This is a genomic window from Sinorhizobium mexicanum (assembly GCF_013488225.1).
Classification (GTDB): domain Bacteria; phylum Pseudomonadota; class Alphaproteobacteria; order Rhizobiales; family Rhizobiaceae; genus Sinorhizobium; species Sinorhizobium mexicanum.
The window spans coordinates 2,074,437-2,089,033 of sequence record NZ_CP041238.1; the positions used below are offsets into that span (position 1 = coordinate 2,074,437).

Annotated in this window: 10 protein-coding genes and 1 pseudogene; 8 read left to right on the forward strand and 3 right to left on the reverse strand. The window is 61.3% G+C overall.

The features are described from left to right. The first annotated feature begins 41 nt into the window (after window positions 1-41). The 4 genes from FKV68_RS09825 to FKV68_RS09840 all read left to right on the forward strand — a co-directional run bounded on the left by FKV68_RS09825 (window position 42) and on the right by FKV68_RS09840 (window position 3,667). Window positions 42-1,163: an alkene reductase gene (locus tag FKV68_RS09825; RefSeq protein WP_180941291.1), complete on the forward strand. Its 1,122-nt coding sequence runs from the start codon at window positions 42-44 to the stop codon at window positions 1,161-1,163. Between the two features lie 72 nt (window positions 1,164-1,235). After that, on the forward strand, window positions 1,236-2,030 hold the full coding sequence (locus FKV68_RS09830) for an aminoglycoside phosphotransferase family protein (protein ID WP_180941292.1): 795 nt from the start codon (window positions 1,236-1,238) through the stop codon (window positions 2,028-2,030). A gap of 67 nt (window positions 2,031-2,097) precedes the next feature. Then, entirely contained in the window at window positions 2,098-2,607 is a 510-nt protein-coding gene (locus tag FKV68_RS09835) for a GNAT family N-acetyltransferase (protein ID WP_180941293.1), read from the forward strand. A 121-nt stretch (window positions 2,608-2,728) separates the two neighbouring features. Continuing rightward, entirely contained in the window at window positions 2,729-3,667 is a 939-nt protein-coding gene (locus FKV68_RS09840) for a transglycosylase SLT domain-containing protein (protein WP_425347576.1), read from the forward strand. 3 nt (window positions 3,668-3,670) lie between these two features. On the opposite strand, the pseudogene FKV68_RS09845 reads toward FKV68_RS09840, so the two are convergent. Continuing rightward, a pseudogene (locus tag FKV68_RS09845) lies at window positions 3,671-4,698 on the reverse strand (NAD-dependent epimerase/dehydratase family protein). An 80-nt stretch (window positions 4,699-4,778) separates the two neighbouring features. Between FKV68_RS09845 and FKV68_RS09850 the strand changes: the two are divergent. Further along, window positions 4,779-5,672 (forward strand): LysR family transcriptional regulator, encoded by an 894-nt coding sequence (locus FKV68_RS09850; RefSeq protein WP_180941295.1) that lies wholly within the window; start codon window positions 4,779-4,781, stop codon window positions 5,670-5,672. 71 nt (window positions 5,673-5,743) lie between these two features. Here FKV68_RS09850 and gyrA read toward each other — a convergent pair whose 3' ends face one another. Next, on the reverse strand, window positions 5,744-8,524 hold the full coding sequence (gyrA, locus tag FKV68_RS09855; protein WP_180941296.1) for a DNA gyrase subunit A: 2,781 nt from the start codon (window positions 8,522-8,524) through the stop codon (window positions 5,744-5,746). 330 nt (window positions 8,525-8,854) lie between these two features. Here gyrA and FKV68_RS09860 point away from each other — a divergent pair, with 330 nt between their 5' ends. Next, entirely contained in the window at window positions 8,855-9,484 is a 630-nt protein-coding gene (locus FKV68_RS09860; protein WP_180941297.1) for a MarC family protein, read from the forward strand. A gap of 212 nt (window positions 9,485-9,696) precedes the next feature. Here the strand turns inward: FKV68_RS09860 and FKV68_RS09865 are convergent, their stop codons facing one another. Further along, window positions 9,697-10,224, reverse strand: coding sequence for a single-stranded DNA-binding protein (locus tag FKV68_RS09865; protein ID WP_180941298.1), 528 nt, complete (start codon window positions 10,222-10,224; stop codon window positions 9,697-9,699). 283 nt (window positions 10,225-10,507) lie between these two features. Here FKV68_RS09865 and uvrA point away from each other — a divergent pair, with 283 nt between their 5' ends. Next, window positions 10,508-13,429, forward strand: a complete 2,922-nt coding sequence (gene uvrA / locus FKV68_RS09870) for an excinuclease ABC subunit UvrA (protein WP_180941457.1) — start codon at window positions 10,508-10,510, stop codon at window positions 13,427-13,429. Window positions 13,430-13,609: 180 nt separating this feature from the next. Next, entirely contained in the window at window positions 13,610-14,413 is an 804-nt protein-coding gene (locus FKV68_RS09875; protein ID WP_180941299.1) for a DUF72 domain-containing protein, read from the forward strand. Window positions 14,414-14,597 lie beyond the last annotated feature (184 nt).

Genomic DNA, 14,597 nt, shown 5'->3' on the forward strand with positions numbered 1-14,597 from the left:
ATCTCCTCCCAAGTCTCAACCGAAACGGAAAGGACACTTTCATGGCTTCTCTTTTCGACCCGATCACGATCGGTGATATCGCGCTCAAGAACCGGGTCGTGATGGCTCCGCTCACTCGCAATCGCTCGCCGAAAGCGGTCCCCAATACGCTGAACGTAACCTACTACGAGCAGCGCGCTTCCGCCGGCTTGCTGATTACGGAAGCAACGGCGATCACACATCAAGGGCAAGGCTATGCGGACGTTCCGGGCCTCTATACATCCGAGGCGCTTGAAGGATGGCGCAAGGTGACGGATGCCGTTCACAAGGCTGACGGCAAGATCGTCGTCCAGATGTGGCATGTCGGCCGTATTTCGCACACCTCCCTCCAGCCCAATGGCGGTCAGCCCGTGGCTCCGTCGGCGATCCGGGCAAAGTCGAAGACCTATCTCGTCAACGGCGACGGAACCGGCAGCTTCGCCGAAACGTCCGAACCCCGCGCGCTGGAACTGGCGGAAATTGCCGGAATCGTCGAAGATTACCGCAAGGCCGCACGCGCCGCGATCGATGTCGGATTCGACGGTGTCGAAATACACGCCGCGAACGGTTATCTGCTCGACCAGTTCCTTCGCTCCAGCTCCAACAAGCGCACCGACGCCTACGGCGGCTCGCTCGAGAATCGCGCGCGCTTCCTCTTCGAGGTCGTTGACGTGGTCACGAAGGAGATCGGCGCGGGCCGTGTCGGCATCCGCATTTCGCCGGTCACTCCGTCCAACGATGCTTTTGACCCGGAACCGCAGGCGCTCTTCACTTACGTGGTGGAAAAACTCGCTGGCTATCCGCTTGCCTATGTTCACGTCGTCGAAGGCGCGACGGGCGGGGCGCGTGATCACCAGCAGGGCGATCGCCCCTTCGACTACGCCGGGCTTCGTGCTGCATACACAGCAGCCGGCGGCAAGGCTGCCTGGATGGCGAACAACGGATACGACCGCGACCTGGCCGTCAGAACCGTCGAAAGTGGTGAAGCTGATCTGGTCGCTTTCGGCAAGCCGTTTATTGCCAACCCGGATCTCGTCCGCCGGCTGAAGGACGGCGCGCCGCTTAATGCGCCCGACCAGGCAACCTTCTACGGCGGTGGCGCCAAGGGATACACCGATTATCCGCTGCTTGAGCAGGTGGCTTGAGACTTAAGTCGGATGAAGTGGCCCTGCGCGATGCGGGGCCCTTTCGCATGAAGAATCGCCTATCCTGCCCCGATGTTTGCTCCTTGGATCGAAAAATGGGCGCTTGCGCCTGACGGAGAGGCAATCACGACCCGTTCGAGCCGCCTGCTGCCGGTGCGCTGGCACGGTCTGCCGGCAATGCTCAAGATTGCGCAGGAGGCGGAGGAAAAATTCGGCGGGCCGCTCATGCAATGGTGGGACGGCCACGGTGCAGCACGCGTCCATGCTGCGGAAGGTGACGCGATCCTCCTGGAACGCGCGGAAAGTCGGCGGTCCCTTTTCCACATGGCCATGACCGGCGGCGATGACGCTGCAACCCGTGTCATTTGCCGCACGATAGCCGCGCTGCATTCCCCACGCTCAAAGCCGCTTCCGGAACTCGTTCCGCTCGAGCGATGGTTCGAGGCACTGGACCCGGTGGCGCGTGCCGAGGGCGGTCTGTTCGGGATCTGCGCCGGGGCAGCAAGGGCGCTTTTCGCTGATCCTCATCCGCCGAGCGTGCTGCACGGCGACATTCACCATGGGAACATTCTCGATTTTGGCGAACGCGGCTGGCTCGCGATCGATCCGAAGCGCCTTCACGGCGAACGTGGGTTCGACTACGCGAACCTATTTTGTAATCCCGAGTTGCCGATCGTCACCGCTCCCGGCCGATTGGAGAAACAGCTCGCTGTCGTAGCGGAGGAGGCGCGGCTCGACCCGCGGCGGGTTCTTCACTGGGTTCTCGCCTACGCAGGCCTGTCGGCAGCCTGGTTTTTGCAGGATGGCGAAAGTGCGGAACGTCCGCTTGCGATGGCGGAGATTGCCGCGGCTGCACTGAACCGTTAAAGCTCGCGGCGCTCTCGATGGCGCCGCGTCGCGGCGCTGTTGATCGAGAGCAGCCAGGGAGAGCAACATGCAAATCAGGGATGCGGCCGACAGCGATCTGGAGGCCATTCGCGACATCTATAACGACGCGGTGGCGAACACGACGGCAATCTGGAACGAGACGCTCGTCGATGTCGCCAACCGTGCAACCTGGCTCAAGGCGCGAAAATCGGTAGGTTTTCCTGTGATCGTTGCGACCTCCGATGCAGGCGAAGTCATCGGCTACGCCTCCTTCGGCGATTGGCGTGCTTTCGACGGCTATCGCCATACGGTCGAGCATTCTGTCTATGTACGCAGCGACCGGCGCGGCGGCGGCATCGGCCGGGCGTTGATGGTGGCGCTCATTGAGCGCGCCGAGGCACTCGGCAAGCACGTGATGGTCGCCGGGATCGAATCGAGCAACCTCGCCTCGATCCGTTTGCACGAGCAATTGGGCTTCGAGCAAACTGGCCACATTAAGGAAGTCGGCACAAAATTCGGCCGCTGGCTTGATCTGACCTTCATGCAACTCACCCTGCGCACCGGTGCGCCGAGCTGAGATTGCCTTCGCCTGTTTTTCGTGATCGACGAAGATGCTATGTTTGCTCACTCGTCCGTCGCTGAGGAGCCGCATGGTCGAACACAACAGAGTCGGCAGATGCCGCATCTGGGGCAACCGAATGGGACGTCTGGCGCGCTCTGCGGGGGCTGCGTTGGTTGCAATGGGGCTTTGCGCCACTGTCGCGGCGGTTGCCGAGGCCCGCACAGATGCGCCGCCGGTTCCTCCGCGAAAGTGCCTCTATTCAGGCGTCTCCGCTACGAACCCGTCGCTTCGTCTCTGCATCAGTCCCGATAATTTTGCCCGAGATGTCTGTGGCATCATTGAGCACTATGCCGTCGCGAACGACCTGCCAGCTCCTTTCTTTGCCCGGTTGATCTGGCGCGAAAGCCTTTTTCAACCGGACGCCATCAGTCCGAAGGGTGCGGAGGGAATCGCGCAATTCATGCCGGCAACGGCAAAGCTGCGCGGCCTGTCGGATAGTTTCGATGCTGTGGCGGCACTCGGCAAATCGGCCGAGTATTTGAGTGAGCTGAAGTCGCGCTACGGCAATCTCGGCTTTGCCGCAGCGGCCTACAACGCTGGTGAGGCCGGCCTTGAGCGCTTCCTCGAAAACGATCGGCTGCCCTACGAGACGCGCGATTACGTCTTGGCGATCACAGCTTTTCCCGTCGAAGACTGGCGCGACAATCCACCGAAGTCGCTCAATCTTGAGCTCGAAAAGGACAAGAGCTTTCTGGACGGCTGCGTCGCGCTGGCCAACACCCGGCGGTTGCGCGAGCTCGTCATCGCCGACGAGGCGGTCTGGGCGCCCTGGGGCGTCCAGCTCTCGGCGCATTACCAGAAATCCGTTGCGCAACGTTTGTTCTTGCACGCGGTGAAAAGACTACCGGCGCCAATCAACACCGAGAAGGCAGTCCTCGTGCGGGAGCGCAACGGCGCATTTGGAGCGAGAAGACGGTACGCCGCCCGCATCGGCCGCCAGACGCAAGGAGAGGCAAACGAACTCTGCGCCGCCATTCGCAAGAGTGGCGGCGCCTGCATCGTTTTCAAGAACTGACGTTCAGGCTTCGCGACGCAGCGGAGCCGCGATCGGCACGCGTATTGCAGCCGGAAGGCAATCGAGCGATGTAAGCGTCGCCGCGACAGCGTCATCAATCGCCGTCTGCGGCTCCTCGCCGAGCGTGGCGATCATCCGATCATTGCGCATCTCGAGCGGCTCGCGCCAAAGATAGCGCATTTCCTTGAGCTCCTTGAAAAACGGCACGAAGGGCGACGCGATGATCACGAGCCACCAGGGAAACCGTTTGACCTTGAGATCAGGGTCCTCAACGGCGCGCCGGATCGCCGCAATCATCTTCGTGCCGTCTTCGTCGAAGAAACCGCGCATGTGGTAGATCGCAAATGGTGGGAGGCTTTCCGCCCGCTCGATCAATCGGATCATCGTCTCTGCCACATCCGGCAGATAGGCCCATTGGTGGGCCGTTCCCGCCTTCCCCGGATAGGTGATCGCGGTCACCCGCTTTCCGGGTTTCACAAGCCCTTGCGAGAACCAGTTGTTGGCGGCATCCGGGCCGAAGAAGTCTCCTGCCCGTAGAATGACGACACCAACCCCGGCTTCGGAAGCAGCCTTCAGCCTGGCTTCCATCTCCTTGCGGATGGCACCCTTTGCCGTTCTCGGGTTCTGTGGCGCATCTTCGTCAAGCACCGGGAATGCATCGGGCCCGAAATTATAGATCGTACCGGGCAGGACGATGCGCGCGCCAGCCGCCCTGGCCGCTGCGATCGTGTTGTCGAGCATCGGCAATACGAGCTTGCCCCAGTCGCGATAGCCGGGTGGATTGACCGCGTGGACGATGACCGCCGCGCCCTCGGCGGCAGCATTACGTCGGTGACGTTCATTGCGTCGCCCTGGATCCATTCGAACGCGGGCGCCCTTCTGGACGCCTTCGCGGCGTCCCGGTTCAAGGCTCGGACCATCCACCCGCGAAGGTGAAGGCCTCGGGCAACCGCGCCGCCAATCCCGCCGGTCGCGCCCAGCACGAGAACCGTTCCTATCTTGTCCTGTGTTTCCGTCACGTTTCTCTCCATCGGTTCGGATGGATCAAGCATCGTGGTTATTGAGGTCAAACGGAATTGTCTAAATGCCTATGGCGGCTATACTTAAATTCATGAACAAGGATGAACCGAGCTGGGATTTTTACCGCACCTTTCTGATGGTCCTGAGTGAGGGGTCGCTGTCGGCCGCCGCGCGCGAACTTGGGCTGACGCAGCCGACCGTCGGCCGTCATACCGACGCGTTGGAAGCGGCTCTCGGTTTCGCGCTGTTCACGCGCTCGCCGCACGGGCTGCTGCCGACCGATGCGGCCCTGGAACTGAAGCCATATGCCGAGACCATGGCAGCCACCTCCTCCGCCCTGCTTCGCGCCGCCTCTGGCCAGCAGGGCGCGATTGGCGGGACCGTGCGCATCAGCGCCAGCGAGGTGATCGGCATCGAGGTCTTGCCGCCGATCCTCGCCGAACTCAACCGAGAATATCCGGACCTCTCCATCGAGCTTTCCGCGTCCGATGCGGTGGAGGATCTTCTGCGCCAGGAAGCCGATATCGCCGTGCGTATGGTCAGGCCGGAGCAGGATGCGCTGATCGCTCTTCATATCGGCGCGGTGCCGCTCGGCTTCCACGCGCATCGGTCCTATCTCGAAAGGCGCGGCGTGCCTGAAAAGATCGATGATCTCTCCCGGCACAGTCTCATCGGTTTCGACCGGCAAACCGCCGCGATCCGCGCGATCATGGCAAGGACGCCGAACCTGCCAGCAGCGCGATTTGCATTGAAGACCGACAGCAATGTCGCGCAACTTGCTGCGATACGCGCCGGCTTCGGCATCGGCATCTGCCAGAACGCTCTTGCTACCCGCGATCCTCAGCTTGTCCATGTACTTCCCGACGCGTTCGAGATGAAGCTCGAAACCTGGCTCGTGATGCACGAAAATCTGCGCGCAAGCCCGCGCTGCCGTGTTGCCTTCGACGCGCTGGCCAAGGGTCTAAAGGCCTATATCCGGCAATAACGCCAACGGATAGACGCAACGAAAAAGCCCGCCGGCGAGGCGGGCTTTTCAGGTCTCGAAGGTCAGTTCGATCAGTCTTCAGATGCTTCAGGTGGCTCCGGCGCGATACCTTCGCCATTCGCAGCGTCCACGACCTCGTCCTCGCCGTCCGGTTCGCTGATTCGCTCGACCGACACGACCTTCTCATCCTTGGCGGTCGAGAAAATCGTAACGCCCTTTGTCGCGCGGCTGGCCAGACGGATGCCGTTGATGGGCACGCGAATGAGCTGACCGCCATCGGAGACGAGCATGATCTGATCGTTGAGCTCGACCGGGAAGGCGGCGACCAGTTCGCCGATCTCTGCCGTCTTCGACGTATCGGTGGCGCGGATGCCCTTGCCGCCGCGGCCGGAGGTGCGGAAGTCGTACGAAGACGAACGCTTGCCGAAGCCTCTCTCGGAAACTGTCAGCACGAACTGTTCGCGTGCCTTCAGTTCCTCGTAGCGCTCGTTGGAAAGCTCGCCGCCGTCGGTAACTTCCTCGCCGACCAGTGCGATTTCCTCTTCTTCGCCGTTCGTCGTGCGCCGCTCGGCCGCTGCGCGCTTCAGATAGGCCGCACGCTCCCAAGGCTCGGCATCGACATGGCCGACGATCGCCATCGAGATGATCCGGTCGTTGTCGCCGAGCGAGATGCCGCGCACGCCGATCGAATTGCGGCCCGCGAAGACGCGCACGTCGGAGACGGGGAAGCGGATGCATTGGCCGAGCGCCGTGGTCAGCAGCACGTCATCGAACTCGGTGCAGGTGTCGACCGACAAAATCTGGTCGCCCTCTTCATCAAGCTTCATGGCGATCTTGCCATTGCGGTTGACCTGGACGAAGTCCGAGAGCTTGTTGCGGCGGACCGTGCCACGTGTGGTCGAGAACATGACGTCCAGGTTTTCCCAGGTCGTTTCGTCCTCGGGCAGCGGCATGATCGTGGTGATGCGCTCGCCGGGTTCGAGCGGCAGCATGTTGATTAGCGCCTTGCCGCGCGATTGCGGAGTGCCGATCGGCAGCCGCCAGACCTTCTCCTTGTAAACGATGCCGCGCGACGAGAAGAACAGCACCGGCGTATGGGTGTTCGCAACGAATAGCCGGGTAACGAAATCCTCGTCCCGCGTTGCCATGCCGGAGCGGCCCTTGCCGCCGCGACGCTGTGCCCGATAGGTCGCCAGTGGCACGCGCTTGATATAGCCGAGATGGGACACGGTGACGACCATGTCCTCCTGGGCGATCAGGTCTTCGTCATCCATATCCGGACCGCCCTCGGCGATCTCGGTACGGCGCGGCGTCCCGAACTCGTCGCGGACGGCTTCCAGTTCCTGCTTGACGATCGACATGATCCGCAAGCGCGAGGAGAGGATATCGAGGTAGTCCTTGATTTCCTCGCCGATCTTGTTGAGTTCATCGCCGATTTCGTCGCGGCCGAGCGCGGTCAGGCGCTGCAGGCGCAGGTCGAGGATGGCACGGGCCTGCTCTTCCGACAGGTTGTAGGTGCCGTCCGCGTTGATGCGATGACGCGGATCGTCGATCAGGCGGATCAGAGCGTCGACGTCATGCGCCGGCCAGCGGCGCTCCATCAACTGCTCGCGCGCCGTCTGCGGATCTGGCGCGTGACGGATAAGCTTGATGACCTCGTCGATGTTGGCGACCGAGATCGCGAGACCGACCAACACATGCGCGCGCTCGCGCGCCTTGCGCAGCAGGTATTTTGTTCTCCGGCTAACGACTTCTTCTCGGAAAGAGACGAAGGCGCGCAGCATGTCGAGCAGCGTCATCTGCTCCGGCTTGCCGCCGTTGAGCGCCACCATGTTGCAGCCGAACGAGGTCTGCAGCGGCGTATAGCGGTAGAGCTGGTTGAGGATGACCTCGGCATTGGCGTCGCGCTTCAGTTCGATGACGACGCGATAGCCCTGGCGGTCGGATTCGTCACGCAGGTCCGAAATGCCCTCTATGCGCTTCTCGCGCACCAGTTCGGCCATCTTCTCGATCATCGTCGCCTTGTTCACCTGATAGGGGATCTCGGTGATGATGATCTGCTCGCGATCGCCGCGCATCGGCTCGACATGGGCGCGTCCGCGCATGATGACCGAGCCGCGACCAGTCTCATAGGCCTGGCGAATACCTGAGCGACCGAGGATGAGCGCGCCGGTCGGAAAATCCGGCCCGGGAATGATCTGCATCAGTTCCGGTAGTTCGAGCGCCGGATCGTCGATCAGTGCGATGCAGCCGTTGATGACTTCGCCGAGATTGTGCGGCGGGATGTTTGTCGCCATGCCGACGGCAATGCCGCCCGCGCCATTTACCAGGAGATTCGGGAACTTCGCCGGGACGACGACCGGCTCGTGCAGTGTGCCGTCATAGTTGTCGCGGAAATCGACCGTTTCCTTGTCGAGATCATCGAGCAGCGAATGCGCCGCCTTCTGCAGCCGGCACTCGGTATAGCGTTCAGCTGCTGGCGGATCGCCGTCGACGGAACCGAAATTGCCCTGGCCGTCGATCAGCGGCAATCTGAGCGACCAGTCCTGCGCCATGCGGGCCAGTGCGTCGTAGATCGCCATGTTGCCGTGCGGGTGATATTTACCCATCACGTCGCCGGTGACGCGGGCGCATTTGACGTATTTCTTGTTCCAGTCGATGCCGAGTTCGCTCATCCCGTAGAGGATGCGCCGGTGAACCGGTTTCAGACCGTCGCGCACATCGGGAAGCGCGCGGGAAACAATTACGCTCATGGCGTAATCGAGATAGGACCGCTGCATTTCCTCGATGATGGAAATCGGCTCGATGCCTGGCGGATTTTTTCCGCCGCCGGGATTGCTTTGTTCAGTCAATGTTGATCACGATCTTTGTTCAGAATCAGTCGATTTTTTATAGCCGAATGCGGCTCTAAGCGCCAATTTTTGCAGTTGGTTGTGAACAGTCTTTTGCCGCCAGAACAGGCTTTTCTAGGGCATTCGTCCGGAAATCGGAACGAGATCTGCGTCTGCCTCCCATGTGCACCTGCGTCCCTGACGATCAGGGCCACAATCGACGCGCCCAGCCCGGTTTAAGCCATTGATCGACCGTTGGCTAGCCACCCCTTTCCAAGCTCGCTGCGCTTGCCTAACAATGCGTCCATGCCACCGGGAAAACCCGGGGTAGCAATCCGGGAGGGGAAACGGATGTTCAATGTCGATCTTTTGATCAATGCACTGACGACTTTGCTTGTCACGCTCGATCCGCCGGGCCTGGCGCCGATTTTCTTAAGTCTTACAGTGGGTCTCAGCCGTCAGGAGCGTTTTCAGGTCGCCACCCGTGGCTCGCTGATCGCCTTCTTCATCCTTGCCGCCTTCGCTCTCTTCGGTGATGGCATCCTCGGTTTGCTCGGCATCTCGATCGGCGCCTTTCGCATCGCAGGCGGGCTGCTGCTCTTCTGGATCTCCTTCGAGATGATCTTCGAGAAACGTCAGGAACGGAAGGAAAAGGCCGGCGAAGTTGCAGTGACCAAGGACCATCTTCACAACATCGCGGTCTTTCCCCTCGCCCTGCCTTTGATCGCCGGCCCGGGCGCGATTTCGGCCACGATCCTGCTCGGCAGTTCGTTTCCCTCCGTCGTCGACCGAGTCCAGCTTCTCCTCGTCATCGCCGCGTCGATGGCGCTCCTGTTTCTGGCACTCGTCATCGCCGAACGCATCGACCGCTTTCTCGGGGTCACCGGGCGCGCCATCCTCACGCGTCTCCTCGGTGTCATCCTGGCTGCACTGGCAGTGCAGTTCGTCGTCGACGGCGTACGCTCGGCCTTTCTGGCGTAGCGCGCTTCTCGCATGGCAGAACCGAAGCCCTGTTGCGCAGCGATCCCGTGCGCACCAACAACTGGATTGTCTGCGGGCCGGCGCGCCCAAGCGGCAATGGAGTGGAAAAGTCAAAAAAACGTCGAAAGCCGGCCCTCTTGGACCGGCTTTCTGATACTTCGCCGCCTATCGCGTACAAACAGACGTGAGCCGCCCTTGCGAGCGGCAACACATCAGAACGGAATGTCGTCGTCGAGATCGCGCGAGAAGTTGCCGCCGCTTTGACCACCCTGGCTGCCTTGGCCGCCAGAACGGCCGCCCGAAGACTGGCGCGGCTGATCGTAATCCTCATAGCCGCCGCCGTAGTCGCTGCCGCCGCCACGGCTGACACCGGAGCCACCGCCCTCGCCTCTACCGTCGAGCATCGTCAGCGTCGAGTTGAAGCCCTGCAGTACGACTTCGGTCGAATAGCGGTCGTTGCCGTTCTGGTCTTGCCACTTGCGGGTCTGCAACTGACCTTCGATATAGAGCTTCGCGCCCTTCTTCACATATTGCTCGACCACCTTGCAGAGGCCCTCGTTGAAGACGACGACGGTGTGCCATTCCGTCTTCTCTCGGCGCTCTCCGCTGTTGCGGTCGCGCCAGGTTTCCGAGGTGGCGATGCGCAGGTTGGCGATCGGGCGGCCATCCTGCGTGCGCCGGATTTCCGGGTCGGCCCCGACATTTCCGATCAAGATCACCTTGTTGACGCTACCAGCCATATCGCTTTTCCCGTGTTTTCCGCCGAACCGCCGGTCCGGCTCTCCAATATTTCAAGAACGCGCATCTTAGCGGCCCGCCGCCGTTGATACGCCCCGCATAGCGCATAATCCACAGCTGATTTGCAAGATTAGCCCTGACATTTGTTCTTTTTTTGTTCTAATATTCCCCTATTATCCTGTCAACCGAATCGCAATTGAGCCGCCTCTTTGCCGATTGCGCCTCGACATGGGCGTTGTCGTCATTACATAGGAGGCTTTCAACGACATGCAAAGCTGGCTTCCGATGAGCGAACTCAAGACCATCTCCATTCGCGGCGCGCGCGAGCACAATCTCAAGGGCATCGACCTTGATCTGCCGCGCAACAAGCTCATCGTGATGACCGGGCTTTCCGGATCCGGCAAGTCCTCGCTCGCGTTCGATACGATCTACGCCGAGGGCCAGCGCCGCTATGTCGAGAGTCTGTCGGCCTATGCCCGCCAGTTCCTCGAAATGATGCAGAAGCCAGATGTCGACCAGATCGACGGCCTGTCGCCGGCGATCTCGATCGAGCAGAAGACGACTTCGCGCAATCCGCGCTCTACGGTCGGCACGGTCACCGAGATCTACGATTATATGCGCCTGCTTTTCGCGCGCGTCGGCGTGCCCTATTCGCCGGCCACCGGTCTGCCGATCGAGAGCCAGACCGTCAGCCAGATGGTCGATCGCGTGCTGGACTTCGGCGAAGGCACGCGTCTCTATATTCTTGCACCGCTCGTGCGCGGCCGTAAGGGCGAGTACAAGAAGGAACTCGCCGAACTGATGAAGAAGGGCTTCCAGCGCGTCAAGGTGGATGGCCAATTCTATGAAATCGCCGACGTGCCGGCGCTCGACAAGAAATACAAGCACGACATCGATGTGGTCGTCGACCGTGTCGTGGTGCGGCCCGATCTCGCGACGCGTCTTGCCGACAGCCTCGAGACCTGCCTGACGCTTGCCGATGGCCTGGCGATCGCCGAATTCGCTGACAAACCTCTGCCGCCGGAAGAAACCGCTGCCGGCGGCTCTGCCAACAAATCATTGAACGAGACACACGAGCGGGTGCTGTTTTCGGAAAAATTCGCCTGCCCAGTCTCCGGTTTCACCATTCCGGAGATCGAGCCGCGGCTCTTTTCGTTCAACAATCCCTTCGGCGCCTGCCCGACCTGCGATGGGCTCGGCAGCCAGCAGAAGATCGACGAGGCGTTGATCGTCCCGGAGCCGAACCGGACCTTGCGCGACGGCGCGATTGCGCCCTGGGCAAAATCCTCCTCGCCTTATTACAATCAAACGCTGGAGGCGCTGGGCAAGGTCTTTGATTTCAAGCTCGGTAGCCGCTGGAGCGAACTCTCCGGGGAGGCGCAGCGGGCCATCCTGCATGGCACGGAGGAAAAGATCGTCTTCCACTATGTGGATGGTGCGCGTTCCTACAACACGACGAAGACCTTCGAAGGCATCGTGCCCAATCTCGAGCGCCGCTGGAAGGAGACCGATAGCGCCTGGGCGCGCGAGGAGATCGAGCGCTTCATGTCGGCGGCCCCCTGCCCGGCCTGTGCCGGATATCGGCTGAAGCCGGAGGCGCTTGCCGTCAAGATCAACAAACTGCACATCGGCGAAGTCACCGAGATGTCGATCCGAGTCGCCCGCGACTGGTTTGATGCGTTGCCTGAACACCTCAACGCCAAGCAGAACGAGATTGCCGTGCGCATCCTCAAGGAGATCCGCGAGCGGCTGCGCTTCCTCAACGATGTCGGGCTTGAATATCTCAGCCTCTCACGCAATTCCGGCACGCTCTCCGGTGGCGAAAGCCAGCGCATCCGGCTTGCTTCCCAGATCGGTTCCGGTCTGACCGGCGTGCTTTATGTGCTCGACGAGCCCTCGATCGGTCTGCATCAACGCGACAATGCCCGCCTGCTCGAGACGCTCCGGCATCTGCGCGACATCGGCAACACGGTCATTGTCGTGGAGCACGACGAGGACGCGATCCTGACGGCAGACTATGTCGTTGATATCGGCCCGGCGGCCGGCATCCACGGCGGCGAGATTGTCGCCGAAGGTGCACCGTCCGACATCATGGCCAATCCGAAATCGCTCACCGGAAAATACCTCTCCGGAGAACTCGCCGTCGCCGTTCCGAGCGAACGGCGGAAGCCGAAAAAGAAGAAGGAAATTACGGTCGTAGGCGCGCGGGCTAACAACCTGAAAGACGTTTCAGCCTCGATCCCGCTCGGTGTCTTCACCGCGGTCACAGGCGTTTCGGGCGGCGGCAAGTCGACCTTCCTCATCGAAACGCTCTATAAGGCTGCCGCACGCCGCATCATGGGCGCACGCGAAAATCCTGCAGAGCACGACCGGATCGACGGCTTCGAGCATATCGACAAGGTGATCGATATCGACCAGTCGCCGATCGGCCGCACGCCGCGCTCGAACCCGGCGACCTATACCGGTGCCTTCACGCCGATTCGCGATTGGTTTGCAGGGCTTCCCGAGGCGAAGGCGCGCGGCTACCAGCCGGGACGCTTCTCCTTCAACGTCAAGGGCGGCCGCTGTGAAGCCTGCCAGGGAGACGGCGTCATCAAGATCGAGATGCACTTCCTCCCGGACGTCTACGTCACCTGCGACGTCTGCCATGGCAAGCGCTACAACCGCGAAACGCTGGACGTGCATTTCAAAGGTAAGTCGATTGCCGACGTGCTCGACATGACGGTCGAAGAAGGCGTCGAATTCTTCTCGGCCGTGCCGTCAGTGCGCGACAAGCTCGTGACGCTGAACCAGGTGGGCCTTGGCTATATCAAGGTGGGGCAACAGGCGAACACCCTTTCGGGTGGCGAAGCGCAGCGCGTGAAGCTCGCCAAGGAACTGTCGAAACGGTCGACCGGCCGCACGCTCTATATCCTCGACGAACCGACAACGGGCTTGCATTTCCACGACGTAGCGAAACTTCTTGAAGTTCTGCATGAGCTCGTCAATCAGGGAAATTCGGTCGTGGTCATCGAGCACAATCTGGAAGTCATCAAGACGGCCGACTGGATCATCGACTTCGGCCCGGAGGGCGGCGACGGCGGCGGCGAAGTGATCGCCAGGGGTACGCCGGAAGACGTGGTGAAGGAGCCCCGCTCCTATACCGGGCAATTCCTGAAAGAGCTGCTGGAGCGTCGACCGCTCAAGAAGGTCGAAGCGGCGGAGTGACCGGCTTACGGCCGATCCGCGTTTCCGACACGGGGTGGAACGCGGCGCTCGGTTGGAACTGACGCTCGCTCGGAAACGGGTGGCCGTGCTGACGGGGATCGGCGACGCTGATTGCGAGTGTCGTCGAGCCGTTTGGCGGCAATGAGGTGAAACGCCCCGAAGGGCCGTGAGGAGGAGACGATGACACAATCCGGGAAAATCCGCGTCGGCATCGGCGGCTGGACCTTCGAGCCCTGGGAAGGCACCTTCTACCCTTCCGACCTGCCGAAGAAGCGCCAGCTCGAATTCGCCGGCAAGGAACTGCGGACGATCGAGATCAACGGTACCTATTACAGCTCGCAGAAGCCGGAAACCTTTGCCCGGTGGGCGGCGGAAGTCCCGGACGATTTTATCTTCTCGCTGAAAGCCAGCCGCTTCGTGACGAATCGCAAGATTCTCGCCGAAGCCGGTGAATCGATGGGGAGATTCCTGACCCAGGGCCTGACGGAACTGGGCGAGCACCTCGGCCCTATCCTTTGGCAGTTCGCGCCAACCAAGAAATTCGAGCCGGACGATTTCGAAGGATTTCTCAAGCTCCTTCCGGAAAAGCAGGATGGGCTGAAGCTTCGCCATGTGGTCGAGGTCCGCAGTCCGTCCTTTCAAACGCCCGACTTCATCGGACTCCTGAACAAATACAAGGTGGCGGTCGTGCTCGCCGAACATGCGGACTATCCGATGATCGCCGACGTCACCGCGGACTTCGTCTATGCGCGACTGCAGATCGGCAGCGATGACATAAAGACCTGTTATCCGCCAAAGGACCTGGATCTCTGGGCCGAACGGCTGAAAACCTTTGCGGCGGGCGGCGAGCCGGAAGGGCTCGAGAAGAGTGCGCCGGACCGCAACGCAGACAAGCAGTCCCGCGACGTTTTTGCCTTCTTCATAACCTCGGGCAAGATCAACGCGCCGAATGGTGCACGAGAACTGCAGAAGCGGGTGGGTTAGCCCGCCCCGCCGCTATCTCGAACGGCGTAGCGCCGAGCACAAGGTGATTCGCTGCAGCGGGGTCGCCGCGGCGACGCTAGTGCATGTATCCTTAAATCGGAGCCGATTTAAGGATACATGCAGCAGCTCAAAGTGCTACAGCTGATAAGACGCGCGGCGCTGTAGTGTCGTGGGCGCTCGCTCA

Bases quoted from the DNA above. Each gene is read 5' to 3' on its own strand.
- FKV68_RS09825 (WP_180941291.1), top strand. From the start codon at position 42: ATGGCTTCTCTTTTCGACCCGATCACGATCGGTGATATCGCGCTCAAG.
- FKV68_RS09830 (WP_180941292.1), top strand. From the start codon at position 1,236: ATGTTTGCTCCTTGGATCGAAAAATGGGCGCTTGCGCCTGACGGAGAG.
- FKV68_RS09835 (WP_180941293.1), top strand. From the start codon at position 2,098: ATGCAAATCAGGGATGCGGCCGACAGCGATCTGGAGGCCATTCGCGAC.
- FKV68_RS09840 (WP_425347576.1), top strand. From the start codon at position 2,729: ATGGGACGTCTGGCGCGCTCTGCGGGGGCTGCGTTGGTTGCAATGGGG.
- FKV68_RS09850 (WP_180941295.1), top strand. From the start codon at position 4,779: ATGAACAAGGATGAACCGAGCTGGGATTTTTACCGCACCTTTCTGATG.
- FKV68_RS09860 (WP_180941297.1), top strand. From the start codon at position 8,855: ATGTTCAATGTCGATCTTTTGATCAATGCACTGACGACTTTGCTTGTC.
- FKV68_RS09865 (WP_180941298.1), bottom strand. From the start codon at position 10,224: ATGGCTGGTAGCGTCAACAAGGTGATCTTGATCGGAAATGTCGGGGCC.
- uvrA (WP_180941457.1), top strand. From the start codon at position 10,508: ATGAGCGAACTCAAGACCATCTCCATTCGCGGCGCGCGCGAGCACAAT.
- FKV68_RS09875 (WP_180941299.1), top strand. From the start codon at position 13,610: ATGACACAATCCGGGAAAATCCGCGTCGGCATCGGCGGCTGGACCTTC.